We start from the raw sequence: 22,877 nt of genomic DNA, 5'->3' as shown, positions 1-22,877 counted from the left end.
GCGAGAGACCAAGATTATAGATGAATCCTGAGCGATGTCAAATGCCCTTTGATGAAAAGTTCCAACTAACCGCGCCAAAGGCGGCGAATTGGTCAAGCAGGGCGTTTCCAAGTACACTACGCCTGTCGTCATGACATATATATGCACCTGACGAATTTGCCAGGCCGGATTTTCTCTGAAACTGTCAATAAATAACTATAGAAATACTTTTGAACCAATCTACCCACACCATTCCCAGCCGGGAGGAAATTCTCGGCATCTTCCGCAGCGCCAACGCGCCGCTTGACCTGCGCGCCCTGTCGAAAACGCTGAAGGTTGCGACCGAGGCGCAAGCCGTGCTGTCGCGCCGCCTGAACGCCATGCAACGCGACGGCCAGCTGGTCTCCGACGACAGCGGCCTGTTCTCGCTGGCGGCGGAAACCGGCTTCGTCGCCGGCCGCGTCAGCAGCCACCGCGACGGCTTCGGTTTCGTGATCCCGGACGAACCAGGCGAGGATCTGTTCCTGCCTGAAAAAGAAATGCAGAAAGTGCTGCATGGCGACCGCGTGCTGGCCAAAGTGATCGGCGTCGACCGTCGCGGCCGCCCGGAGGGCACCATCGTCGAGGTGGTCAGCCGCGCCAACACCCACATCATCGGCCGCCTGCTGAACGAAAACGGCGCCTGGATCGTGGCGCCGGAAGACAAGCGCATCGCCCAGGACATCATCATCGAAGGCTCGCTGGGCAAGGCCAAGTCGGGCCAGATCGTCAGCGTCGAGCTGACCGAGCAACCGATGCGCTTCAAGCAGCCGGTCGGCAAGATCGTTGAAGTGCTGGGCTCGCTGGACGACCCGGGCATGGAGATCGAAATCGCCGTGCGCAAGTTCGGCGTGCCGCACATCTTCTCCGACGCCGCGCTGAAGCAAGCCAACAAGCTGCCGGACTTCGTGCGCGACAGCGACCTGGCCGACCGCGTCGACCTGCGCGACGTGCCGCTGGTCACCATCGACGGCGAAGACGCGCGCGACTTCGATGACGCGGTCTACTGCGAACCGGTCAAGATCGGCCGCAGCAACGCCTTCCGCCTGATCGTCGCCATCGCCGACGTCAGCCACTACGTCAAGCCGAACGACGCGCTCGACACCGACGCGCTGGAGCGCAGCACCTCGGTCTACTTCCCGCGCCGCGTGATTCCGATGCTGCCGGAGAAGCTGTCCAACGGCCTGTGCTCGCTGAACCCGGCGGTCGACCGTTTGACGCTGGTGTGCGACGCCGTGATCACCGCCAAGGGCGAGGTCAAGGCGTACCAGTTCTACCCGGCCGTGATCCATTCGGCCGCGCGCCTGACCTACAGCGAAGTGGCCGACATCCTCGGCAACACCAAGGGCCCTGAAGCCGCGCGCCGTCAAGCCATCGTGCCGCACCTGCAGAACCTGTACGACGTGTACCAGGCGCTGCTGAAGGCGCGCACCTTGCGCGGCGCGATCGACTTCGAGACCACCGAGACCTACATCGTCTGCAATCCGTCGGGCAAGATCGAAAAGATCATCCCGCGCACCCGCAACGATGCGCACAAGCTGATCGAAGAATGCATGTTGACCGCCAACGTCTGCGCGGCCGACCTGCTGATCCGCCACAAGCACCCGGGCACCTACCGCATCCACGCCAGCCCGACCGCCGAGAAGCTGAAACAGGTCCGCACCTTCCTCAAGCAGGTCGGCCTGAACCTGAACGGCGGCGACAAGCCGTCGGCCGGCGACTACGCCGAGCTGATGAAGCAGGTCAAGCTGCGTCCGGACGCGTCGCTGCTGCAAACCATGCTGCTGCGTTCGATGCAGCAGGCGGTGTACTCGCCGGACAACATCGGCCACTTCGGCCTGGCGTACGAGGCGTATGCCCACTTCACCAGCCCGATCCGCCGCTATCCGGACTTGCTGACGCACCGCGCCATCAAGGCCATCCTGCTGGGCAAGAAGTACGAGCCGAAAGTGGCCGCCACCAGCATCTTGAACACCAACGTCTCCAACGCCACGCGCAAGCAGCAGGCCAAGGACAAGGCCGAAGGCAAGGAAAAGAAAGCCGTCGACCTGACCGTGTGGGACGCGCTGGGCGTGCACTGCTCGGCCAACGAACGCCGCGCCGACGAAGCGTCGCGCGACGTCGAAGCCTGGCTGAAGTGCTACTTCATGCAGGACAAGCTGGGCGAGGAATACACCGGCGTCATCACCGGCGTGACCACCTTCGGCATCTTCGTGCAGCTGGATCAGTTGTTCGTCGAAGGCCTGGTGCACGTCACCGACCTCGGCGCCGACTACTTCCAGTACGACGATGCGCGTCACGAACTGCGTGGCGAACGCAGCGGCAAGAAGTTCCAGCTGACCGACCGCGTCAGCGTGCAGGTGGTGCGCGTCGACCTGGAGTCGCGCAAGATCGACCTGCGCCTGGCCGGTGCCGACGCGCCGCCGCCGAAAGCCGACAAGTCGGACTCGCAGTCGAAAGACCGCAAGAGCAACATCAAGCCTGGTCCGGCCGTGCCGAAAGCGCAGCCTTCCAATACCGTCGCCGCCGCCAAGCCTGCGGGCAGGGCGCGTGGCGGCCGCAAGACTAATGCCGTGGCGAGTGCCGCGGTAGCACCCCGAGCAGCGAAGCCTGTCTCAAAAAGTAAAAAGAAGCGATAAATGAGTAAGAATAAAATGATTTTCGGGTTCCACGCGGTGACCTCGCGTTTGCGTCATGAGGCCTCATCCGTGGAAGAAATTTTCGTCGACATCGGCCGCGACGACCGTCGCATGAAAGACCTGGTGGCCAACGCCAAGGCCGCCGGCGTGCGCGTCATGCCGGTCGATTCGGCGCGGCTGGACAAGATCGTCGGCACCCGCCGGCACCAGGGCGTGATCGCGTTCGCGTCGCAGCTGTCGCTGGCGCGCAATCTGGATGAGCTGCTGGACGCCATCGACGGCCCGCCGCTGTTGCTGGTGCTGGACGGCATCACCGATCCGCACAACCTGGGCGCTTGCCTGCGCGTTGCCGACGGCGTCGGCGCCCACGCGGTGATCGTGCCGAAGGACCGCGCGGTCGGCCTGAACGCCACCGCCGCCAAGGTCGCCAGCGGCGCGGCCGAGACCGTGCCGTACATCACCGTCACCAATCTGGCGCGCACCTTGCGTGATCTGAAGGACCGCGACATCTGGCTGATCGGCACCTCGGACGACGGCGACAAGGGCTTGTACGAAGCCGACTTCACCGGCCCGACCGCGCTGGTGATGGGTTCGGAAGGCGAGGGCATGCGCCGCCTGACCCGCGAGACCTGCGACATGCTGGTCTCGATCCCGATGTTCGGCTCGGTGGAAAGCCTGAACGTCTCGGTCGCCTCCGGCGTCTGTCTGTACGAGGCGCGCCGCCAGCGTATCGCTAAAGACATCTAATTAGCGACGCACTCCCGGCGGCTCACTTTCGAGGGCCGCCGTTCTCCCTCCCAAGCAAGCCGCTTCCCAGCAACTCCCGACCGGATACGCTAACATTGGCGTTTCGGTTGTCATCCCCGTCATCCCATGTTCCACCACCTGCGCCAAGACATCAACAGCATCATCGAACGCGATCCCGCCGCCCGCAACGCCTGGGAGGTGCTGACCTGTTATCCGGGGCTGCAGGCGATCGTCATGCACCGCTGGGCCAGCTGGTGCTGGTGGCACAAGATGAAATGGCTGGGCCGCTTCATCTCCTACCTGGCGCGCATCGTCACCGGGATCGAGATCCACCCGGGCGCGACGATCGGGCGGCGCGTCTTCATCGACCACGGCTTCGGCGTGGTGATCGGCGAGACGGCCGAGGTGGGCGACGACTGCACCATCTACCAGGGCGTGACCTTGGGCGGCACCTCGCTGCACACGGGCACCAAGCGCCACCCGACCTTGGCGCGCGGCGTCATCGTCGGCGCCGGCGCCAAGGTGCTGGGCGGCTTCACGGTGGGCGAATACGCCAAGGTCGGCTCGAACGCGGTGCTGCTGAAGCCGGTGCCGGCGGGCGCGACGGCGGTCGGCAATCCGGCGCACATCGTGCAGAAGGATGTGGCGGCGGCCAGCGCCACCGCCAATCTGTTCTCCGCGTATGGCGTCACGCCGAACGGCGACGACCCGCTGTCGAAGGCGCTGCACGGGCTGATCAATCACGCCGTCAAGCAGGAAGAGCAGATCGAACGGATACTGGCCACGATGAAAGCGGCGGGCTTGCAATGTCAAGGCGTGCCCGAATGTGATAAATTGAATTCCGACCAACTGAACAAGCTCGTCGAATAAGGACTGCACATGGAAACAACGCCCGAAGGCGCAGAAATACTGGACCCGTTTGAAATCCGCGTCCTGGCCGTTTTGGCCGAAAAGGAAGCGCTCACGCCGGACAACTACCCGCTGTCGCTGAACGCGATCGTCAACGGCTGCAATCAATTGTCGAGCCGCGATCCGGTGATGTCGCTGTCGGAGGACACGGTGGCCGAAGTGCTGCAGCGTCTGATGCAGGGCAAGTACGTCAACGGCATCACCCAGGCCGGCGCGCGGGTCACCAAGTATGAGCACCGGATGCGCATCAAATGGTCGCTGGAGCAGGACAAGCTGGCGGTGCTGGCGATCCTGATGCTGCGCGGGCTGCAGACGGCGGGCGAAATCCGCACCCGCAGCGGGCGCGTGCACGAGTTCAAATCGGTGGCCGACGTCGAGCAGGCGCTGCAGTTCCTGATCGACAAATATCCGCCGTTGGTATCGCGGCTGGCGCTGGCGCCCGGCACGAAAGAGCCGCGCTACGGCCAGCTGCTGGGTGGCGAAGAAGCGCTGGCGCGCGAAGAGACCGCGGCCGGCCTGGGCGGCTCGGTCAATACGGGCGGGCAAGGCACGCGCATCGGCGCGCTGGAGCAGGAAGTGCAACAACTGCGCAGCCAGGTCGAAGACCTGACCGCCCAGTTCGCCGAGTTCCGCAAGCAGTTCGAATAACCGGTGTCAGTGCCGACATTCGGACATGCCGGAATTTCCCAACGCGGAAAAGTTCCCGCGATGTCCGAATGTCGGCACTGACACCTTTTATTGCAGCTCGATCAGCGCGTCGTTGGAGTAGCTCTTGTCGCCGATCGGCACCGAGTAGGATTTGCCGTCGTCGTCGACTTTGAGTTCGAGCCGGCGCTCGCCTTCCACCAGCGTGGCGCTGGTGATGGCGCGGTCGCCGCGCACGCTCAGGTTGAAGTCCTTGTAGCCGCACCAGTCGGTCGTCAGCGTCAGCGTGTTGATCATCGCGCGCAGCATGAACGGGATGTAGTTCTTCGCCACCCCCACCATCACCCGGCACTCCAGCCGGATATCGCCCAGCCGCCGCATGCCGTCCGGCACACCGGCGCTGCGCACCTCCGGACTCCAGCCGATGTAGCTCTTTTTCCGGTTCACCACCACGTCCGCGTTGTCGTCCTGCGCCGCTTCGTCGCGCGGCAGGATGAAGCGGCCGTCCGCCGCCAAAGGCAGCGTGATGTCGGTCTGCTTGCCGGACAGCCGCACCACCGCGCCGTCCAGCACGTCCGCCGGCGCTTTGCCTTTGCCGCGCAGACGGAAGCGGACTTCCGTCGCCGCCGGCGCCAGCGCGTGGTAGTCGTCGAAGGCGTCCAGCCCGGACAGCATGTAGCGGTAGGGCTGTAACTCCGGGCTGCGGGTGCCGTTGATGACCACCATCGATGGCGCGTCGGCTTCGGTGGTTTCGACCGCCTTGGTGCCGGCCGCTTCTTGCGCCCTGGACGGTTGGCAGATCAGGCCGGCCAGCAACAGCAGGGCGGCGATCCAGGCTTTGATGGCCGCCACTTGCTTAACCCTCTTCGCGGCGACGGCGCATCCACACCGCGACCGCGATCATCGCCACGCCGGCCGCGACGCCGATCCAGACGCTGACGCCGCCCAAGGTCGACCACGAGGCGTTGAAGATCGCGTCCGGCAACGCCAGTTTGTGCTCGTCGTGCGGCAGCGAGACGCTGTCCCTGCTGAACGCTAGCCACGAGCCAGGCACCACGCCCAGCAGGATGCGGTTGACCACCGAGGTGACGAACCAGCCGGCGTCGAGACCGAAGTGCAGCGCCTTCTCGGCCCACAGCAGCAGCAGCGACACCACCACCGGCGTGCCGACCGCCCACAGGAACACCTTGGAGCGCGCCATGCTCGACACCATCAGCAACCAGCCCACCGTCGGCAACGCCCACAGGATGTACACCGGCAGCAGCCCCACCAGCCGCAGCGGCGTCAGGTAGAAGTCCGGCGAGCCGAGCACGGCGCCGAACAGGTTGGTGCCGTGCGCCAGCAACAGCGCGCAGCCGGCCAGCAGCACCACCAGCGACAGCACCAGGCCGATGCCGATGGTGATCAGCGGCGCCACCACCACCGCCGTCAGCACCTTCGACAGCACCGTGGTCAGGTCCGACACCGGCAGCGATTTCCAGAACAGCAGGCTGCGGTCGGCGCGCTCGTCGTGCAGCGCGCCCAAACAGTAGAAGAACACCAGCAAACTCAGCACCATGAACACCGGCATCGCCGACGCCACATACGCCTGCGACATGGTCTCGGCGATGCGCAGACGCATCGCGCCTTCGATGGTGACTTTGCCCACCGACATCGCCTGGCCTTCGTCGTTGAACTGGATATTCTTGCCGAGGAAGATGGCGGCCAGCGCCAGGAAGCCCAGCAGCGAGGCGATCACGGTCGGCGCCCACACCAGCGAGCCCTTGTTTTCCCACAGCTCGCGCTTGATCAGCCATTTCATGGTTTTCATGCGTAGGTTCCTTTCATGGTGGCGACGAACAAATCGGCGACGCTGGGCGTGCGCAGTTCGCCGAAGGTCGACAGCTGGGCGCGGTGCACGCCGTCGAACAGCATGATCGCCTTGCCGAACACGGTGCGCTGGCTCAGCGGTTGCAGCGCGTTGGCGGCGGCGATGAATTGCGGCTCGACCATCACCTCGGTGAAGCGCTCGCCCACTTCATCCATCGACGCGGCCAGCGAGATCTTGCCGTCCTGGATGAACATCAGGTCGGTCAGGATGTGCTCGACTTCCTCGATCTGGTGGGTGGTGATCAGGATGGTCTTGTTCTCGTCGAAATAGTCTTCCAGCAGGTTCTGGTAGAACTGCTTGCGGTACAGGATGTCCAGTCCGAGCGTCGGCTCGTCCAGCACCAGCAGCTTGGCGTCGATCGCCATCACCAGCGCCAGGTGCAGCTGCACCACCATGCCCTTGGACATGGCCTTGACCTTCATGTCCGGGCTGAGCTTGGTGTTGGCGAGGTACTTTTCCGCTTTGCTGCGGTCGAAACGGGGATGCACGCCTTCCACAAAGGCGATCGCATCCTTGACTTTGAGCCAGCGCGGCAGGATGGCGACATCGGCGATGAAGCAGACGTCGTTCATCAGCGCCTCGCGCTGGGTGCGCGGATCCATGCCGAGCACCGACAGCTCGCCTTCGAACTGGGTCAGGCCCAGGATGGCTTTGAGCGTGGTGGTCTTGCCGGAACCGTTGGGGCCGATCAGGCCGATAATGCGGCCCGCCTCGACCGTGAAGCTGGCGCCGTCCAGCGCCGGCTTCTTGCCGTACTGCTTGCTCAGGTTGGACGCGGTGATGATGGCGCTCATGTCGCACCTCCAGGCGCGGCGGCGCGCAGCAGGGTTTCCAGCTCCAGGCCGAGGCGGCGGATGCGTTCCAGCATCGCCGGCCATTCTTCGCGCAGGAAGCGTTCGCGTTCGCTCGCCAGCAGTTTGTCGCGGGCGCCATCAGTGACGTACATACCAAGTCCCCTTCTTTTTTCCACCAGGGTTTCGTCCACCAGCTCCTGGTAGGCGCGTGAAACCGTGATCGGGTTGAGTTGATAATCGGCGGCGATCTGCCGCACGGAGGGCAGGGCGTCGCCCGGCTTGAGCAGGCCGTCGAGCATCATGCCGACCACCCGGTCCTTGAGCTGCCGATAAATCGGCGCATTGTCATTCCAGCCTATTGTGGACATACATGTGTACCCCTTGATCTGTGTTAATGAAGTGGTGTAGTAGTGAACTATAACACTAGGAATCAAAAAATCAAGCGGTTTATGCGAGTTGTTGTTTTAGCGACAGCGCGTTGGACAGCGCCGCGCCGGACGCGGTGTTGTCGAAGATGCACCAGGCGTCCTTGCCGGACAGGTAGGCCGCCACGCTGTCGAGGTAGGCGTCGTCATAGGAGGAGTAATACATGCGCGGGCTGCCGTGCAGCCTGGCATAGACCGCGCCGGAGGTCGGCACATACGGTGCGGGCTCGCGCGCCGGCGGATCGGCGATGACGCGGGTGATGCCGTGTGTTTGCAGCAGCGCGGTGGCGTCGTCGCCGAACCAGCCGCCGTGACGCGCCTCGCAGGCGATCATGCAGCCGAAGCGCGCCGTCAGCGTGGCGAAGAACGCATCCGCCACCGCGCGGTCCAGCCCCAGACTGGGCGGCAACTGTACCAATAAGCAGCCGAGCTTGTCGCCCAGCCCGGCCGACTGGTCGGCGAACGCTGCCAGCGGCTCGTCGACGCCGGCCAGGCGGGCGAAGTGTGTGATGCTGCGCGGCAGCTTGACCGAGAAACGAAAATCGGCCGGCACGCTGGTCGCCCAACGTTCGTAGGTCTGCGGCTGGTGCGGGCGGTAGAATGAGGAATTGATCTCCGCCGCGTTCAGTACCTGAGCGTAACGTTCCAGATGGCTGGCGCCAGCAGGAAAGCGCGCCGCCGAATCCCTGTCTATACTCCAGCCTGCGCAGCCTATCCGGGTGTGGTTCATAATATCGCGTTATGTTTTGGAAGAGTCAGATGATTAATATTAACCGTTATGCAAAATTCGCCGCGCCGCTGATGGCCCTGATCATGCTGGCCGCCTGCGCCACCTTGATCGGCCCGCGCCAGGTCGAGCTGCCGCAGGAGCGGCTGCAACGCGACCTGGACCGCAAGTTCCCGATCCATCACCGCGTGCTGGGCGTGTTCGACGTGGAGCTGAGTCAGCCCCGGCTCGCGGTGCTGGCGGACAGCGATCGCGTGGCGCTGAGCTTCGACCTGAACGTGACGCCGCTGCTGGCGCGCCAGACCTGGCATGGCAGCATGGCCATGTCCGGCCGGGTCAGGGTGGACAGCCTGCGCAACGCCGTCTATATCGCCGATGCCCACGTGGACCGCTTCGTGCTGGATAACATGGACGAGGGCAAGCAGAACCAGCTCACCAGCGTCGCCAACCTGCTCAGCGATAACATCATCAAGGATGTGCCGGTGCATACCTTCCGCGCGGAGGAACTGCGCTATGCCGGCGTGCAATTCGCGTTGACCAGCATCGATACCCGGCCCGGTGGCTTGGTCGCAAATTTACAACCGGTAAAGTAATCTCGGCTCGCGATCTGGCCGCCAAGCCTGTAAGATGGCCGCATCCCCCGATCCGAGACCCTTTGCATGCACCGTGATTTAGCCGTTAACATTGCCGCCGATATCGCCACCATTCAGTCGATCGAGGCGGTGCCCACCATCCTGGAGACGGTGGCCGCGATCACCGGTCTGCGCTTTGTTTGCGTGGCGCGGGTGACGGCCGACTCCTGGACCACTTGCGCCGTGCTCGACCGGCTGGCCTTCGGCCTCAATGTCGGCGACGGACTGGACGTGACCACCACGCTGTGCGAGGAAGTGCGCGACACCGGCAGCGCCGTGGTCATCGACAACGTCTCCACCGACGCCCGCTACCACGACCACCACACGCCCCGGATCTACGGCTTCCAGAGCTACATCTCGGTGCCGCTGTTCCGTCCCAACGGCGAATATTTCGGCACCCTGTGCGGGCTCGATCCGGTGGCGGCGAACCTGTCGGTGCCGGCCGTGACCAACAGCCTGGCGCTGTTCGCGCAACTGATCTCCAAGCAGCTGGAAACCGAACGCATCCTGGCCGACGCCCAACATGCGCTGCTTGGCGAGCTGGAATCTGCCGAGCTGCGCGAGCAATTCATCGCCGTGCTGGGCCACGATCTGCGCACGCCGCTGAGCTCGATCGTCAGCGGCGCCGAAGTGTTGCGCATGCTGGAGCTGCCGCCCAACGCGTTGCGGGTGGTGGATCGCATCGGCCGCAGCGCCTTGCGCATCTCCGGCCTGGTCGACGACGTGGTCGACTTCACGCGCGGCCGCATGGGCGGCGGCATCGCGCTGGCGCTCAAGCCGGAGCCGGCGCTGCAGGCCGCGTTCGAACAGGTGGTGGCCGAGTTGCGCGGCGCCTACCCGCAGCGCGAGATCGTCGCCGACATCCTCATCGTCGGAGCGGTGTTGTGCGATGCCGGCCGGCTGGCGCAGCTGATGTCCAATCTGGTCAAGAACGCGCTGGTGCACGGCGACCCGTCGCGCCCGGTATGGGTGCAAGCGCATCGCCGTGACGGCAAGCTTGAACTGATCGTCAGCAATGAGGGGTCGGCCATGACGCCGGAAACCATGGCCCAATTGTTCAAGCCGTTCTGGCGCGGCAATCCCGGTGTCGGCGGTCAAGGCCTGGGGCTGGGCCTGTTCATCGTGTCCGAAATCGCCCAGTCGCACGGCGGCGACATCGATGTGCTGTCGGCGGACAACCTGACTTCCTTTATTTTCACGCTGAAATAGCGCAGCTCGCGCCGCTGCGGCGCATTTCGTCGCATCGCGGCCCGCGCCGCAAGCGGGCGGGGCATAGTGGCTCCACCTTAACCACACCTGCGGAGCGCACCATGATTCAGCAAATCATTTCCCACACCCCCGTCTACGTCTGGGCCTTGCTCGCCTTCCTGCTGTATCGCGGCTACCTGGCCAGCCGCGACCGCGACATCACCTTGCAGAAGATGGCCATCATTCCCGGCGTGATGCTGGTGCTGGCGCTGTCCGGCTTGAACGGCCACGGCGCGCTGGGTGCGGGCGTCTGGGGCGTGTGGGCGATCGGGGTATTGGCCGGCATGGCGCTGATCTGGCGCATGACCAACGGCGACATCGCCATCGACCGCGCCGCCGGCACCATCCACCAGCGCGGCAGCTGGATGCCGCTGGCGATGATGATGGCGATCTTCTTGACCAAATACACGGTGGCGGTGGCGTCGGCGATGCATCCCGAGTTGCCGCACAGCCTGCCGTTCGCACTGGGTGTGACCGCGCTGTACGGCGTGTTCAACGGCGTGTTCCTCGGCCGCCTGGCGCGCTATGCCAGCGTGTGGCTGCGCCCGGCGGACGCGGTCGCCGCGTAATCCTTTACAATTCGCCTCACACTTTCATTGTTGGGGCGATTCATGGCAATCTTTGGTATCGGAATTCATGTTCTGGTGGCGTTGTTCTTTGCGATCCACGTGATTCGCAGCGGCCAGCAGATGTACTGGCTGATGATCCTGTTCATGTTTCCAGGTCTCGGCAGCGTGGTGTATTTCATCGCCATCTATTTGCCGAATTCTAAATTGCAGCACGGCGCGCGCAAAGCGGTGACGGTGGCCGCCAGGACGCTCGATCCGGGCCGCGATTTGCGCGAGGCGCGCGATGCCTACGAATACACTCCCACTGCGCAGAATCAGATGCGTCTGGCCAGCGCCTTGATGGAGGCGGGCGACGCCGACGAGGCGGCTGCTACCTATGAGGCTTGTCTGCAGGGTCCGTTCGCTGGCGACCTGGAGATCCGCTTCGGCGCGGCGCGCGCCACGTTGGCCTGCGGCCGCGCGGCGGCGGCGGTGACGCATCTGCAAACCATCCGCAACAGCGACGCCAATTTCCGGCCGGAGCAAGTGTCGCTGCTGCTGGCGCAGGCGCTGGCGGCGGCGGGCCGCAACGATGAGGCGAGGGCGGAGTTCGAGTTCGCGCTGAGCCGTTACAACAGCTTCACCGCGCAGGCGGAGTTTGCGATCTGGGCGGCGGGCGTCGGCGACACGGCCAAGGCCAACGCACTGCACGCCGAACTGCAGCGCACCATGGAGCGTTGGACCCGCCACACGCGCGATATCAACCAGCCGTTGATTCGGCGCTTGAACACGGCGATGGCCGGCGTGCAGCGCTAAGCGTTGCTGCCGGCGCCGGCGGCTCGGCGCGAGCTAGCCGATGGTCGCGCCGCTCAGGTCGTGGCGGGTGATGTTGCCTTGCGCGTCGATGGCGATCCAGCCGCCGCGTGGCGGGCTGGCGTCCGCCTCCCAGTCCGGCAGCACGTAACGGCGCTTGCCGTCGACCAGGTGCAGGGCGGGGCGGTGGGTGTGACCGTGGATCATGATGTCGGTGCCGGTCTGTTCGAACACCTCGGCGATCGCCTGCGGCGTCACGTCCATGATCTCGTAGGATTTATTGCCCTGTTCCTTGCGGCTGTCGGCGCGCAGGCCGGCGATGATGGCCTTGCGCTGCGCCAGCGGCATCGCGGTGAACTGGTGCTGCCACGCCGGCTGCCGCACCATGGCGCGGAATTCCTGGTATTTGGTGTCTTCGGTGCATTGGGCGTCGCCGTGCAGCACGACCACGCGCAGGCCCGCGATCTCGGCCACCCAGGTTTCCGGCAGCAGCATGACGTCGGTTGCCTCGGCGAACTTGGCGCCGACCAGGAAATCGCGGTTGCCGGCGATCCAATGGACGGTCACGCCCGCATCGCTGACGGCGCGCAGCGCGGCGATGATCTGCTGGTGGTAGGGATCGTCGATATCGTCGTCGCCGGCCCAGTATTCGAACAGGTCGCCGAGCAGGTACAGCTGCTGCGCGCGCCGCGCATGCCGTTCCAGGAAGTCGAAGAACGCCGCACTGGTGGCGGGATGCGCGGGCTGCAGGTGCAGATCTGAAATAAACAGCGCGCAGACCTGGTCCGCGCGCATGTTGTTTTGGTCCATTGATTAAGCAGCCAGTTCGATCTTCTCGATGATGACGTCTTCCGCCGGCACGTCGGCGAACATGCCGCTGCGGGTGGTCTTGACCTTCTTGATCGCGTCGGCGACTTCGGTGCCGGCGATGATCTTGCCGAAGACCGCGTAGCCCCAGCCGTCTTGGCCTGGGTAGTCCAGGAAGGAATTGTTTTTCACGTTAATGAAGAACTGGGCCGATGCCGAGTGCGGCGCCGAGGTGCGGGCCATGGCCAGCGTGTACGGTTCGTTTTTCAGGCCGTTCTTGGCTTCGTTTTCAACCGTGGCGTCGGCCGGCTTTTGCTTCATGCCTGGCTCGAAACCGCCGCCCTGGACCATGAAACCGTCGATAACGCGGTGGAAGATGGTGCCGTTGTAGTGACCGGCTTCCATGTAGGCCAGGAAGTTGGCGACCGATTTAGGGGCTTTTTCGTCGTTCAGTTCGACGGTCATGGCGCCGTGGTTGGTGGTGATGATTACGTTGGTCATTTTGTTATCCCGAAATGGTTAAAAGATACGGCAGGCCGCTATTTTACTGTTTTGGCTGGATCGGTGTCTTCAAAATCGTGGCGGACTTGATCACGATGGGAATCACCGGGATGTTCTGGAACATGCCCTTGTCGTCGACCAGCACGCCTTTGATCTTGTCGACCACTTCCTCGCCCTTGACGACCTTGCCGAACACCGCGTAGCCGAAGCCGTCGCGGCCGGGGTAGTTCAAGGCATCATTGTTCTCGACGTTGATGAAGAATTGCGAGGTGGCGGAATTCGGATCGCCGGTGCGCGCCATCGCCAGCGTGTATTTATTGTTCAGCAGGCCGTTTTGCGATTCGATCGGAATCGGCTTGTTGGTTTTTTTCTGCTTGAGCTTTTCATCGAAGCCGCCGGTCTGGATCATGAAGCCGTCGATCACGCGGTGGAAGATGGTGCCCTTGTAGAAGCCGGACTTGACGTAGCCGAGGAAGTTGTCGACCGACTTGGGCGCTTTTTCGCGGTCCAGTTCGACCACGATATCGCCCATCGACGTCTTGATCTCGACCTGCGGCGTGGCGGAGACGGGAGCGGCGGTTGGGGCCGCCAGCGCGGCGCCGGACAGGGCGAAACCGGCGAACATGGTCATCAATTTGGCGTACAGCGAGGGCTGAGTTTGTTGCATTGGTGCTTCCTCATGTAGATTTTATAAGTGTTGGAAAGAGTCCTGCTCGGCAAAATCCCGGATCAGATTGGGACTATGCTGTTTTTATCAATGCTATACTTGTTCCATTCTACCCCTTACGGTGGAAAGAAGAACATTACCGAGGGTCTGTCGGTCTCCACGGCAAACGATGAAATTCCAGGTGCGCACCCCAATCCTGTGCCGCGCCGGGTTATCGTATTGCCCGAGCCGCCGTGCCCTTATAAGAAAGAATACGCAAGAGTCCGATGAGCAATTTAAAGATCTACAACACGCTGGCGCGTGACAAGCAGACATTCGTCCCCATCGAAGCTGGCAAGGTCCGCATGTACGTTTGCGGCATGACCATCTACGACTACTGCCACATCGGCCACGCCCGTATGATGATGGCGTTCGACGTGATGTACCGCTGGCTGATGGCCTCCGGCTATGAAGTCACCTACGCCCGCAACATCACCGACATCGACGACAAGATCATCAAGCGCGCGGTCGAGAACGGCGAGACGATCTCGCAGCTGACCACCCGTTTCACGCGATACATGGACGAGGACACCGGCGCGCTGGGCATCCTGCCGGCCACGCTGGTGCCGCGCGCCACCGAATACGTTCCGCAGATGCTGGCGCTGATCGAGACGCTGGAATCGAAGGACCTGGCCTACCAGGGCGCCGACGGCGACGTCAACTACGCGGTGCGCAACTTCCCCAACTACGGCCGCCTGTCGGGCAAGTCGCTGGACGACCTGCGCGCCGGCGAGCGCGTCGACGTCAACACCGGCAAGCGCGATCCGCTGGACTTCGTGCTGTGGAAGGCGTCCAAGGAGTCCGAGCCGGACGAGGTGAAGTGGGATTCCAAGTGGGGCAAGGGCCGTCCGGGCTGGCACATCGAGTGCTCCGCGATGTGCTCGGCGTTGCTGGGCGAACACTTCGACATCCACGGCGGCGGCGCGGACCTGCAATTCCCGCACCATGAAAATGAGATCGCACAGTCGGAAGGCGCGTTCGGCCATCAGATGGTCAACTACTGGGTGCACAACGGCTTCGTGCGCGTGGATAACGAAAAGATGTCCAAATCGCTGGGCAACTTCTTCACCATCCGCGACGTGCTGAAGAAGTTCGACGCCGAGGTGATCCGCTTCTTCATCATGCGCGCCCACTACCGCAGCCCGCTGAACTACTCGGACGTGCACCTGGACGACGCCCGCGTCGCGCTGACCCGCCTGTACACGGCGCTGGACGGCGTGACCGGCGACGGCGCCGCGCTGGATTGGAGCGAGCCGCACGCGGTCCGCTTCGCCGAAGCGATGGACGACGACTTCAACACCCCGGTCGCGGTGGCGGTGCTGTTCGACCTGGTCAGCGAGCTGAACAAGTCGAAATCGCCGGCGCTGGCGCGCCAGCTCAAGGGCCTGGCCGACGTCATCGGCCTGCTGGGCCGTACGCCGCAGCAGTTCCTGCAGGCGGCGGTCGGCGGCGCCGACACGTCGGGCGATGCTGAAATCGTTGCCGCGATCGCCAAGCGGATCGAAGCCAAGAAGGCGCGCAACTTCGCCGAATCGGACAAGATCCGCGCCGATCTGCTGGCCGCCGGCATCGTTCTCGAAGACAAGCCCGACGGCACCACGAACTGGCGCCGCGCATAATGGTCACCGCCAAGGATAACGAGGGCGCAGGCGGCCCGGTATCGGCCGTTCCGGCGTACTGGGAAGAAGCCAAGATCGAGCTCATGAAGCGGGACCGCATCATGAAGAAACTGATCCCGCAATTTGGCGACCTGCACCTGGTCGGCCATGACGACCCGTTCACCACCTTGGCGCGTTCCATCGTCGGCCAGCAGGTGACCACCAAAGTGGCCGACGCTGCGTGGAAAAAGTTGCTTGTGGTTAGCCCTAAATGCACGCCGGCACAGATCATCAAGGCCGGCGCCGAGCAGTTGGCGGCCTGCGGCCTGTCCAAGCGCAAGACCGAATACATCCTCGACCTGGCCGACCACTTCAAGAACAAGCGCGTCCACACCAGCCAGTGGGACCAGATGGACGACGAGGCGGTGATCGCCGAGCTGGTGCAGATTCGCGGCATCGGCCGCTGGACCGCCGAGATGTTCCTGATCTTCAACCTGCTGCGGCCGAACGTGCTGCCGCTCGACGACCCCGGCCTGATCCAGGGCATCAGCCAGAATTACTTCTCCGGCGAGCCGGTGTCGCGCAGCGACGCGCGCGAGGTTTCCGCCAACTGGGAACCGTGGCGCACGGTCGCCACCTGGTACTTATGGCGTAGTCTTGATCCGGTTGCTGTAGAATAGATACTCTAATCGCTGAGCGAGGCATTTTCGTGCCCGCTTTGCTGAGAATAAACACGGAGCTACAATGACCAAAACAACTTTCCTCAATTTCGAGCAACCGATTGCTGAGCTCGATGGCAAGATCGAAGAGCTGCGCTTCGTCCAGGATGATTCGGCTGTCGACATCTCTGAGGAGATCGATCGTCTGGCCAAGAAGAGCCAGCAATTGACCAAGGATATCTACGCCAAGCTGACCCCTTGGCAGGTGGCGCAGATCGCCCGCCACCCGCAGCGTCCATACACGATGGACTATGTGAACGAGATCTTCACCGACTTCCACGAACTGCACGGCGACCGCACCTATGCGGACGATCTGTCGGTGGTCGGCGGCCTGGCGCGCTTCAACGGCCAGGCCTGCATGGTCATTGGTCACCAGAAGGGCCGCGACACGAAAGAGCGCGCGCTGCGCAACTTCGGCATGCCGAAACCTGAAGGCTACCGCAAGGCGATGCGCCTGATGAAGCTGGCCGAGAAGTTCGGCATTCCCGTGTTCACCTTCGTCGACACGCCGGGCGCGTTCCCGGGCATCGACGCCGAAGAGCGCGGCCAGTCGGAAGCGATCGGCCACAACCTGTACGTGATGGCGGAACTGAAAGTGCCGCTGATCGCCACCATCATCGGCGAAGGCGGCTCCGGCGGCGCGCTGGCGATCGCGGTCGGCGACGCGGTGCTGATGCTGCAATACTCGACCTACTCGGTGATTTCGCCGGAAGGTTGCGCCTCGATCCTGTGGAAGACCTCCGAGCGCGCGGCCGACGCCGCCGAAGCGCTGGGCCTGACCGCGCACCGCCTGAAGGCGATGGGTCTGATCGACAAGATCGTCAGCGAACCGCTGGGCGGCGCGCACCGCGATCCGAAACAGATGGCGACGCTGCTGAAGCGCGCGCTGGCCGATTCGCTGCGCCAGTTCCACGGCATGAAGACCAAGGACTTGCTGGAAGCCCGTCACGAGAAGCTGATGAGCTACGGTAAGTTCAAAGAGACCACGCCACAGGAATAAGACACTCAGCATGGATTCCCGCCTGCGCGGGAATGACGAGCCCGTCGTTCCCGCGAAAGCGGGAACCCATAGACACCAACCGGGGGCCCGCAAACGCGTCGCCCCCGGTTCGCATTTGGAGCAGCAATTGAAGAAGCAGCAAATCCCAAGCCTGATCACCACCTTTGAACGCGCCACCGACGCCGCCCTGCAGCGGGTGGCGGGCGAGGGCGCGCCGGCGCTGGCGATCGCCCTCAGCGGCGGCCTCGACTCGTCGGCGTTGCTGCACCTGGCGCACGGCTACGCGCAAACGCGCGGCGTGGCGCTGTACGCCTTCCACATCCACCACGGCATCAGCGCCAACGCCGACGCCTGGCTGGCGCACTGCGAGCAAGCCTGCGCCGCGCTCGGCGTGACCTTCGCCGCCCGCCGCGTCACCCTGGTGCGCAAGGAAAAGACCGGCACCGAAGAAGCCGCCCGCAAATCGCGCTACGCCGCGCTGGGTGCCCTGTGCGCCGAGCACGGCGTCAAGCTGCTGCTGACCGCGCACCACCAGGACGATCAGGCCGAGACCGTGCTGCTGCAACTGCTGCGCGGCTCCGGCCCGGCCGGCCTGTCCGGCATGGACGCCGCCAACGCCGCGCCCGAACTGCTGGGCAACCCCGAGCTGGTGATGGCGCGCCCGCTGCTGCCGGTGTCGCGCAAGCAGCTGGCCGCCTACGTGGCCGAGCACGCCATCGCCCACATCAACGACGAATCCAACGACGACCCGCGCTTCGCCCGCAACGCGCTGCGCCACAAGGTGATGCCGGCGCTGGCCGAGGCTTTCCCCGGCTTCCAGGAACGCTTCGCCCGTAGCGCCCAGCACGCGCAATCGGCGCAACGGCTGCTGACCGAGCTGGCCGAGCAGGATCTGGCGCTGTGCCTGGACGGCGACTGCATCGACATCGGCAAGCTGCGCACGCTCAGCACCGACCGCGCCAACAACCTGCTGCGCCACTGGTTCCAGCTGCGCCAGCTGCGCATGCCGAGCGCGGCGTGGCTGTCGGAAATGCTGGTGCAGCTGCTGGAAGCCCGCGACGGCGCGCAGCCGCTGATCACGCATCCGGACTGCCACGTGCGCCGCCACCGCGACCGCCTGCACATCACGCCCAAGCTGGCCGACCTGGAAGGCACGCGCGAGGACGAGTTCGACAAGGAACCGGGCACCTCGTTCAAATGGAATGGCGAGACCGAACTGGCATTCCCGGCCTACGGCGGCGTGCTGCACTTCGACCTCGCCGCCGAAGGCGAGCACGGCCTCGACGCCGACTGGTTGCGCACGCAGCAACTGCTGATCGAATTCCGCCGCGGCGGCGAACGCCTCAAGCCGGCGCACAACCGCCCGACGCGCGGCCTCAAGTACCACTACCAGGCGCTGGACATCCCGGCCTGGGAGCGCTCGCGGCTGCCCGTGGTCAGCGCGCCGAAGCAGTTGCTGTTCGCGGCCGGCATCGGCATGGACTGCAACAAGCTGGTCGACGGGGCGGGGCGGCTGCGGCTGCGTTGGCAGGCTGTATAGACAATATGCCGTATCTGCCGAATTTTGTATGTAGATATGTCTATTCGGTATGACATTATGAGTTTTTTGACTTGTTATTTTGCAGTGCGGCATGTAGAGTTTAGGGTTCCATTTACCTTTATTTGAGCGGAAAACTCTCTGTTATGGCTTTAATCGTGCACAAATATGGCGGTACGTCGATGGGTTCGACGGACCGTATCAAGAACGTGGCGCAGCGTGTCGCCAAGTGGCATGACGCCGGGCACCGCATCGTCGTCGTGCCATCGGCAATGTCGGGCGAGACCAACCGCCTGATCGCGCTGGCCAAGGAAATCCAGGCCCAGCCGGATCCACGCGAGCTCGACATGATCGCCTCGACCGGCGAGCAAGTGTCGGTCGGCCTGCTGTCGATGGCGCTGCTGGCGATCGGCAAGAAAGCCGTGTCCTACGCCGGCTGGCAAGTCGCGATTAAAACCGATTCCGCTTTCACCAAGGCCCGCATTCAATCGATCGACAACGAAAAGGTCAACCGCGACCTGGACGACGGCAAGATCGTCATCATCACCGGTTTCCAGGGCGTCGACGAGGGCGGCAACATCTCGACGCTGGGACGGGGCGGCTCGGACACCTCCGCCGTGGCGATCGCCGCCGCGATGAAGGCCGACGAATGCCTGATCTTCACCGACGTAGACGGCGTGTACACGACCGATCCGCGCGTGGTGTCGGAAGCGCGCCGGCTCAAGGCGATCACGTTTGAAGAAATGCTGGAACTGGCGTCGCTGGGCTCGAAAGTGCTGCAGACCCGTTCGGTCGAATTCGCCGGCAACTACCGCGTGCCGACGCGCGTGCTGTCGTCGCTGACCGACCCGATGCTGGACCTGGAAGTAGAAGCCAACTCCGGCACCCTGATTTCGTTTGAGGAAGATAAGAACATGGAACAAGCAGTCATCTCCGGCATCGCGTTCAACCGCGACGAAGCCAAAATCACCGTGCTGGGCGTGCCGGACCGTCCGGGCGTGGCCTACCACATCCTCGGCCCCGTGGCCGACGCCAATATCGAAGTCGACATGATCATACAGAATCAGTCGGTCGACGGTAAAACCGACTTCACGTTCACGGTCTCGCGCAACGACTACCAGCGCGCGATCGACGTGCTGAACGGCACCAAGGCCGAACTGGGCGCCGCCAGCGTCACCGGCGACGCCAAGGTGTCGAAGATCTCGGTGGTGGGCGTCGGCATGCGTTCGCACGTGGGCGTAGCGTCGCAGATGTTCCGCACCTTGTCGGAAGAGGGCATCAACATCATGATGATCTCGACCTCCGAGATCAAGATCTCGGTGCTGATCGACGAAAAGTATATGGAACTGGCGGTACGCGCGTTGCACAAAGCGTTCGAGCTGGAGAAAGCATAAATTTTCAAAAAAAACGGCCATGTTGCCTTGACCAATCCGGTCCTGGTCTATACTATGGCCGTCGTCTGCTCTAGCGTAGTTTGGTAGAGGAGACATAGTTGAGCAATCAGCTAGGAGACGTGGCCGAGTGGCCGAAGGCACATCCCTGCTAAGGATGCATACGGCTTATACCTGTATCGTGGGTTCGAATCCCACCGTCTCCGCCAGAACAACGAAAAAAGCCTCCCCTGCGGGAGGCTTTTTTCGTTGTTCTGGACGGAACGGTGGGATTCGAAGGATTTGCGCTTGCAAGCGCAAATCCCCTCCGAATCGCCCAACTGCTGGCGAAGCCAGCCCCGCGCGCCGAGGGCGCGCGACGCAAGCACACCAATAGCCTCATCACCCCCATCAAACAATCCCCCGCGATAGCGAGAATTATCTTGACTCGGCTAAATGCAATAATTAGAATTGCATTTAATCGAGCGGCACCCACCCAGCCGCTTCCCAATCCCAACACATTTAGGAGCTCCTCATGAAAACCGTCCTGATCACCGCCGCCGCCGGCGACACCGGCCGTCCAGCCGTAGCAAACCTGTTGAAGAAAGGCTTTCACGTCCGCGCCTTGGTACGCAAAGACGATGACCGCGCCCAAAAACTGCGCGACCTCGGCGCCGAAGTCATGATCGGCGACATGGCCAGCCTGCGCGACATGCGCATCGCCATGAACGGCGTGCAGATGGCGTATTTCTGCTACCCGGTGCAGGAAGGCCTGGTGGAAAACGCCGTGATCTTCGCCCAGGCCGCCAAGGAAGCCCAGCTGGAGCTGATCGTCAATATGTCGCACAAGCAATCGCGTCCACACGCCCGCAGCAAGGCGACCCAAAACCACTGGCTGAGCGAACAGATCTTCGAATGGTCAGGCATTCCATTCGTGCACCTGCGCGTCACATTCTTCGCCGAATGGCTGCTGTACATCTCCTCGCAGATCCGCTACGGCCGCTACCTGATGCCATACAACAAGGAAGGCCGTTTCGCGCCGCTGGCCGCCGCCGACACTGGCGCCATCATCGCCGGCATCATGGAAAACCCGGCGCCGTACGCGGGCAAGGCGCTGCCGCTGCACGGCCCGGTGGAATACAGCCACGAGGAACTGGCCGCCGAAGTGGGGCGCGTGCTGGGCAAGCCGCTGCCGTATGAACACGTGACCGTGTCGGTATTCCTGGAAGCCTTCGGCCTGCAGGACCAGACCGCGATGCGCAAGCATTTCGAAGCCGTCACCATCGACCAGCAGGAAGGCTTGCTGGCGGGCACCGATGACACCGGCCGCGCCATCCTGGGACGTCCGCTGACGACCGTCGAGGAGTTCATCAACCAGCACCGCTCGGCGTTCGAGCTGAGCTACGCATGAGCCGCCGGCCACCCTCTGAAAGCACCCCATGAACTCATTCCACCACTTGCAGTCGTATGCGCGGCCGTTGGCCGGCGCCCTGGCCTTGGCGGGCCTGATGACACTGGGCCTGGCGGGCTGCGATGACGCCAGCGGCAAGACGCAACCGGCCGCCGCGCCCGGCGCCATTGTTTCCGCCGCCGCCGTGATCGCCCGGCCGGTCACCGAGACCCAGGAGTTTTCGGGCCGCATGGAAGCCGTCGAGCGGGTCGACGTGCGCGCCCGCGTCGGCGGCTTCATCACCGAGGTCAACATCCGCCCGGGCGGCCTGGTCAAGAAAGGCGACCTGCTGTTCGTGATCGATCCGCGTCCCTACCAGGCGGAGCTGAACCGCGCCGAAGCGGCTGCCGCCGCCGCGCGCGCCAAAGTCGAGCTGGCGCGGATCGAGCTGACCCGCGCGGAAAAACTGCTGGCCGAGAAGGCCATTCCGCAGCGCGAACTGGACGCCAGCGCCGCCGGCTTCAAGGAGCTGGACGCCAACGCCCGTGCCGCCGAGGCGCAGGCCCAGAACGCCCGCCTGAACCTGAGCTACACCCGCGTCGGCGCGCCCATCGACGGCCGCGTCGGCAAGGCGGAGATCACGCTGGGTAATCTGATCGATCCGAGCGCGGCGCTGACGTCCATCGTCTCCGACGACCGCATCTACGCCAGCTTCGACGGCGACGAGGATACTTTCCTGCGCGTCGGCGCCGCCGCCCGCAAGGGCCAGGCCGTGACGGTCCGGATCGGCCTGGCCAACGAGAGCGGCTATCCGCACGAAGGCAAGCTGGAATTCGTCGACAACCAGCTGGACGCCCAGACCGGCGGCGTGCGCATGCGCGCCGTGTTCGCCAATGCCGACAAAGCGCTGGTACCCGGCCTGTTCGCCCGCGTGCAATTGCAAGGCGGCAACGGCACGGTGTACCAGAGCCAGGCCGTGATGATCAACGATCGCGCCATCGGCACCGACCAGAACCGCAAGTTCGTCTATGTGGTCGGCGTCGGCGGCAAGGCCGAGTACCGCCAGGTGACGCTGGGTCCGGTGATCGATGGCCTGCGGGTGGTGCGCAGCGGCCTGAATGTCGGCGAAAAGATCGTCGTCAACGGCCTGCCGCGGGTGCAACCGGGCGCGCCGCTGGCGCCGCATATGGTGGCGATGGACTTCAATCCCGAGACCTCGGCAAAGGGAGAATGA

At 63.8% G+C, this 22,877-nt stretch carries 23 protein-coding genes and 1 tRNA gene; 16 read left to right on the top strand and 8 right to left on the bottom strand.

The window, feature by feature from the left end; all coding sequences use genetic code 11:
• Positions 1-209: 209 nt before the first annotated feature.
• The 4 genes from rnr to GW587_RS05845 all read left to right on the top strand — a co-directional run bounded on the left by rnr (position 210) and on the right by GW587_RS05845 (position 4,961).
• Positions 210-2,657, top strand: coding sequence for a ribonuclease R (rnr, locus tag GW587_RS05860; RefSeq protein WP_166099827.1), 2,448 nt, complete (start codon positions 210-212; stop codon positions 2,655-2,657).
• Between the two features lie 15 nt (positions 2,658-2,672).
• On the top strand, positions 2,673-3,404 hold the full coding sequence (rlmB, locus tag GW587_RS05855) for a 23S rRNA (guanosine(2251)-2'-O)-methyltransferase RlmB (RefSeq protein ID WP_207393373.1): 732 nt from the start codon (positions 2,673-2,675) through the stop codon (positions 3,402-3,404).
• 126 nt (positions 3,405-3,530) lie between these two features.
• The gene (gene cysE / locus GW587_RS05850; protein ID WP_166099821.1) at positions 3,531-4,274 is read left to right on the top strand and encodes a serine O-acetyltransferase; all 744 of its coding nucleotides are present in this window, start codon (positions 3,531-3,533) and stop codon (positions 4,272-4,274) included.
• Positions 4,275-4,283: 9 nt separating this feature from the next.
• Positions 4,284-4,961 (top strand): YceH family protein, encoded by a 678-nt coding sequence (locus tag GW587_RS05845; RefSeq protein ID WP_166099819.1) that lies wholly within the window; start codon positions 4,284-4,286, stop codon positions 4,959-4,961.
• 87 nt (positions 4,962-5,048) lie between these two features.
• On the opposite strand, the gene GW587_RS05840 is transcribed toward GW587_RS05845, so the two are convergent.
• The 5 genes from GW587_RS05840 to GW587_RS05820 form a co-directional block, all read right to left on the bottom strand.
• Positions 5,049-5,810: a hypothetical protein gene (locus GW587_RS05840; RefSeq protein WP_166099816.1), complete on the bottom strand. Its 762-nt coding sequence runs from the start codon at positions 5,808-5,810 to the stop codon at positions 5,049-5,051.
• A gap of 4 nt (positions 5,811-5,814) precedes the next feature.
• Positions 5,815-6,768 carry a hypothetical protein gene (locus tag GW587_RS05835; protein ID WP_166099814.1) on the bottom strand — a complete coding sequence of 318 codons (954 nt, stop codon included), beginning with the start codon at positions 6,766-6,768 and terminating at the stop codon, positions 5,815-5,817.
• Positions 6,765-7,622: an ABC transporter ATP-binding protein gene (locus tag GW587_RS05830; protein ID WP_166099811.1), complete on the bottom strand. Its 858-nt coding sequence runs from the start codon at positions 7,620-7,622 to the stop codon at positions 6,765-6,767. The genes GW587_RS05835 and GW587_RS05830 overlap by 4 nt, the downstream gene beginning before the upstream one ends.
• Positions 7,619-7,990, bottom strand: coding sequence for a GntR family transcriptional regulator (locus GW587_RS05825; RefSeq protein ID WP_166099809.1), 372 nt, complete (start codon positions 7,988-7,990; stop codon positions 7,619-7,621). The genes GW587_RS05830 and GW587_RS05825 overlap by 4 nt, the downstream gene beginning before the upstream one ends.
• Positions 7,991-8,069: 79 nt before the next feature.
• Positions 8,070-8,777, bottom strand: a complete 708-nt coding sequence (locus GW587_RS05820; RefSeq protein ID WP_166099807.1) for a DUF72 domain-containing protein — start codon at positions 8,775-8,777, stop codon at positions 8,070-8,072.
• A gap of 29 nt (positions 8,778-8,806) precedes the next feature.
• Here GW587_RS05820 and GW587_RS05815 point away from each other — a divergent pair, with 29 nt between their 5' ends.
• The 4 genes from GW587_RS05815 to GW587_RS05800 all read left to right on the top strand — a co-directional run bounded on the left by GW587_RS05815 (position 8,807) and on the right by GW587_RS05800 (position 12,018).
• On the top strand, positions 8,807-9,367 hold the full coding sequence (locus GW587_RS05815) for a DUF1439 domain-containing protein (protein ID WP_166099804.1): 561 nt from the start codon (positions 8,807-8,809) through the stop codon (positions 9,365-9,367).
• Positions 9,368-9,433: 66 nt separating this feature from the next.
• On the top strand, positions 9,434-10,615 hold the full coding sequence (locus GW587_RS05810; RefSeq protein ID WP_166099801.1) for a GAF domain-containing sensor histidine kinase: 1,182 nt from the start codon (positions 9,434-9,436) through the stop codon (positions 10,613-10,615).
• Positions 10,612-11,223 carry a DUF6622 family protein gene (locus GW587_RS05805; protein WP_371875551.1) on the top strand — a complete coding sequence of 204 codons (612 nt, stop codon included), beginning with the start codon at positions 10,612-10,614 and terminating at the stop codon, positions 11,221-11,223. The genes GW587_RS05810 and GW587_RS05805 overlap by 4 nt, the downstream gene beginning before the upstream one ends.
• 42 nt (positions 11,224-11,265) lie before the next feature.
• Positions 11,266-12,018: a tetratricopeptide repeat protein gene (locus GW587_RS05800; protein WP_166099795.1), complete on the top strand. Its 753-nt coding sequence runs from the start codon at positions 11,266-11,268 to the stop codon at positions 12,016-12,018.
• 33 nt (positions 12,019-12,051) lie between these two features.
• Here the strand turns inward: GW587_RS05800 and GW587_RS05795 are convergent, their stop codons facing one another.
• From GW587_RS05795 to GW587_RS05785, 3 genes are read right to left on the bottom strand one after another with little or no spacing between them, the layout of a single operon-like run.
• A complete protein-coding gene (locus tag GW587_RS05795; RefSeq protein ID WP_229259304.1) occupies positions 12,052-12,825 on the bottom strand; it encodes a UDP-2,3-diacylglucosamine diphosphatase in 774 nt (257 codons plus the stop codon).
• Between the two features lie 3 nt (positions 12,826-12,828).
• The gene (locus tag GW587_RS05790) at positions 12,829-13,323 is read right to left on the bottom strand and encodes a peptidylprolyl isomerase (RefSeq protein WP_166099792.1); all 495 of its coding nucleotides are present in this window, start codon (positions 13,321-13,323) and stop codon (positions 12,829-12,831) included.
• Positions 13,324-13,366: 43 nt separating this feature from the next.
• Positions 13,367-13,990, bottom strand: a complete 624-nt coding sequence (locus GW587_RS05785) for a peptidylprolyl isomerase (RefSeq protein ID WP_166099790.1) — start codon at positions 13,988-13,990, stop codon at positions 13,367-13,369.
• A gap of 266 nt (positions 13,991-14,256) precedes the next feature.
• On the opposite strand from GW587_RS05785, the gene cysS reads away from it, so the two are divergent.
• The 8 genes from cysS (at position 14,257) to GW587_RS05745 (ending at position 22,877) form a co-directional block, all read left to right on the top strand.
• The gene (cysS, locus tag GW587_RS05780; RefSeq protein WP_166099788.1) at positions 14,257-15,648 is read left to right on the top strand and encodes a cysteine--tRNA ligase; all 1,392 of its coding nucleotides are present in this window, start codon (positions 14,257-14,259) and stop codon (positions 15,646-15,648) included.
• On the top strand, positions 15,648-16,307 hold the full coding sequence (locus GW587_RS05775; protein ID WP_166099785.1) for a DNA-3-methyladenine glycosylase family protein: 660 nt from the start codon (positions 15,648-15,650) through the stop codon (positions 16,305-16,307). Before cysS ends, GW587_RS05775 begins: the two co-directional genes overlap by 1 nt.
• 64 nt (positions 16,308-16,371) lie before the next feature.
• Positions 16,372-17,346, top strand: coding sequence for an acetyl-CoA carboxylase carboxyltransferase subunit alpha (locus GW587_RS05770; RefSeq protein ID WP_166099782.1), 975 nt, complete (start codon positions 16,372-16,374; stop codon positions 17,344-17,346).
• A 127-nt stretch (positions 17,347-17,473) separates the two neighbouring features.
• Positions 17,474-18,886 (top strand): tRNA lysidine(34) synthetase TilS, encoded by a 1,413-nt coding sequence (gene tilS, locus GW587_RS05765; protein WP_166099780.1) that lies wholly within the window; start codon positions 17,474-17,476, stop codon positions 18,884-18,886.
• A gap of 143 nt (positions 18,887-19,029) precedes the next feature.
• Entirely contained in the window at positions 19,030-20,277 is a 1,248-nt protein-coding gene (locus GW587_RS05760) for an aspartate kinase (RefSeq protein ID WP_166099777.1), read from the top strand.
• A gap of 113 nt (positions 20,278-20,390) precedes the next feature.
• A tRNA-Ser gene (locus GW587_RS05755) sits at positions 20,391-20,483 on the top strand.
• A 305-nt stretch (positions 20,484-20,788) separates the two neighbouring features.
• Positions 20,789-21,664, top strand: coding sequence for an NmrA family NAD(P)-binding protein (locus GW587_RS05750; RefSeq protein WP_166099775.1), 876 nt, complete (start codon positions 20,789-20,791; stop codon positions 21,662-21,664).
• Positions 21,665-21,692: 28 nt separating this feature from the next.
• The gene (locus GW587_RS05745) at positions 21,693-22,877 is read left to right on the top strand and encodes an efflux RND transporter periplasmic adaptor subunit (RefSeq protein ID WP_166099773.1); all 1,185 of its coding nucleotides are present in this window, start codon (positions 21,693-21,695) and stop codon (positions 22,875-22,877) included.

It is taken from the genome of Duganella aceris (genome assembly GCF_011090165.1).
GTDB classification, from domain to species: domain Bacteria; phylum Pseudomonadota; class Gammaproteobacteria; order Burkholderiales; family Burkholderiaceae_D; genus Rugamonas; species Rugamonas aceris.
The sequence above is the reverse complement of the archived record's forward strand: the minus strand, read 5'-3'. Positions and strand labels throughout refer to the sequence as shown.

Excerpts from the sequence above, each read along its gene's own strand:
- rlmB (WP_207393373.1), top strand. The coding sequence starts at position 2,673 with ATGATTTTCGGGTTCCACGCGGTGACCTCGCGTTTGCGTCATGAGGCC.
- cysE (WP_166099821.1), top strand. The coding sequence starts at position 3,531 with ATGTTCCACCACCTGCGCCAAGACATCAACAGCATCATCGAACGCGAT.
- GW587_RS05845 (WP_166099819.1), top strand. The coding sequence starts at position 4,284 with ATGGAAACAACGCCCGAAGGCGCAGAAATACTGGACCCGTTTGAAATC.
- GW587_RS05835 (WP_166099814.1), bottom strand. The coding sequence starts at position 6,768 with ATGAAAACCATGAAATGGCTGATCAAGCGCGAGCTGTGGGAAAACAAG.
- GW587_RS05830 (WP_166099811.1), bottom strand. The coding sequence starts at position 7,622 with ATGAGCGCCATCATCACCGCGTCCAACCTGAGCAAGCAGTACGGCAAG.
- GW587_RS05825 (WP_166099809.1), bottom strand. The coding sequence starts at position 7,990 with ATGTCCACAATAGGCTGGAATGACAATGCGCCGATTTATCGGCAGCTC.
- GW587_RS05820 (WP_166099807.1), bottom strand. The coding sequence starts at position 8,777 with ATGAACCACACCCGGATAGGCTGCGCAGGCTGGAGTATAGACAGGGAT.
- GW587_RS05815 (WP_166099804.1), top strand. The coding sequence starts at position 8,807 with ATGATTAATATTAACCGTTATGCAAAATTCGCCGCGCCGCTGATGGCC.
- GW587_RS05810 (WP_166099801.1), top strand. The coding sequence starts at position 9,434 with ATGCACCGTGATTTAGCCGTTAACATTGCCGCCGATATCGCCACCATT.
- GW587_RS05800 (WP_166099795.1), top strand. The coding sequence starts at position 11,266 with ATGGCAATCTTTGGTATCGGAATTCATGTTCTGGTGGCGTTGTTCTTT.
- GW587_RS05795 (WP_229259304.1), bottom strand. The coding sequence starts at position 12,825 with ATGGACCAAAACAACATGCGCGCGGACCAGGTCTGCGCGCTGTTTATT.
- GW587_RS05790 (WP_166099792.1), bottom strand. The coding sequence starts at position 13,323 with ATGACCAACGTAATCATCACCACCAACCACGGCGCCATGACCGTCGAA.
- GW587_RS05785 (WP_166099790.1), bottom strand. The coding sequence starts at position 13,990 with ATGCAACAAACTCAGCCCTCGCTGTACGCCAAATTGATGACCATGTTC.
- cysS (WP_166099788.1), top strand. The coding sequence starts at position 14,257 with ATGAGCAATTTAAAGATCTACAACACGCTGGCGCGTGACAAGCAGACA.
- GW587_RS05775 (WP_166099785.1), top strand. The coding sequence starts at position 15,648 with ATGGTCACCGCCAAGGATAACGAGGGCGCAGGCGGCCCGGTATCGGCC.
- GW587_RS05770 (WP_166099782.1), top strand. The coding sequence starts at position 16,372 with ATGACCAAAACAACTTTCCTCAATTTCGAGCAACCGATTGCTGAGCTC.
- GW587_RS05760 (WP_166099777.1), top strand. The coding sequence starts at position 19,030 with ATGGCTTTAATCGTGCACAAATATGGCGGTACGTCGATGGGTTCGACG.
- GW587_RS05750 (WP_166099775.1), top strand. The coding sequence starts at position 20,789 with ATGAAAACCGTCCTGATCACCGCCGCCGCCGGCGACACCGGCCGTCCA.
- GW587_RS05745 (WP_166099773.1), top strand. The coding sequence starts at position 21,693 with ATGAACTCATTCCACCACTTGCAGTCGTATGCGCGGCCGTTGGCCGGC.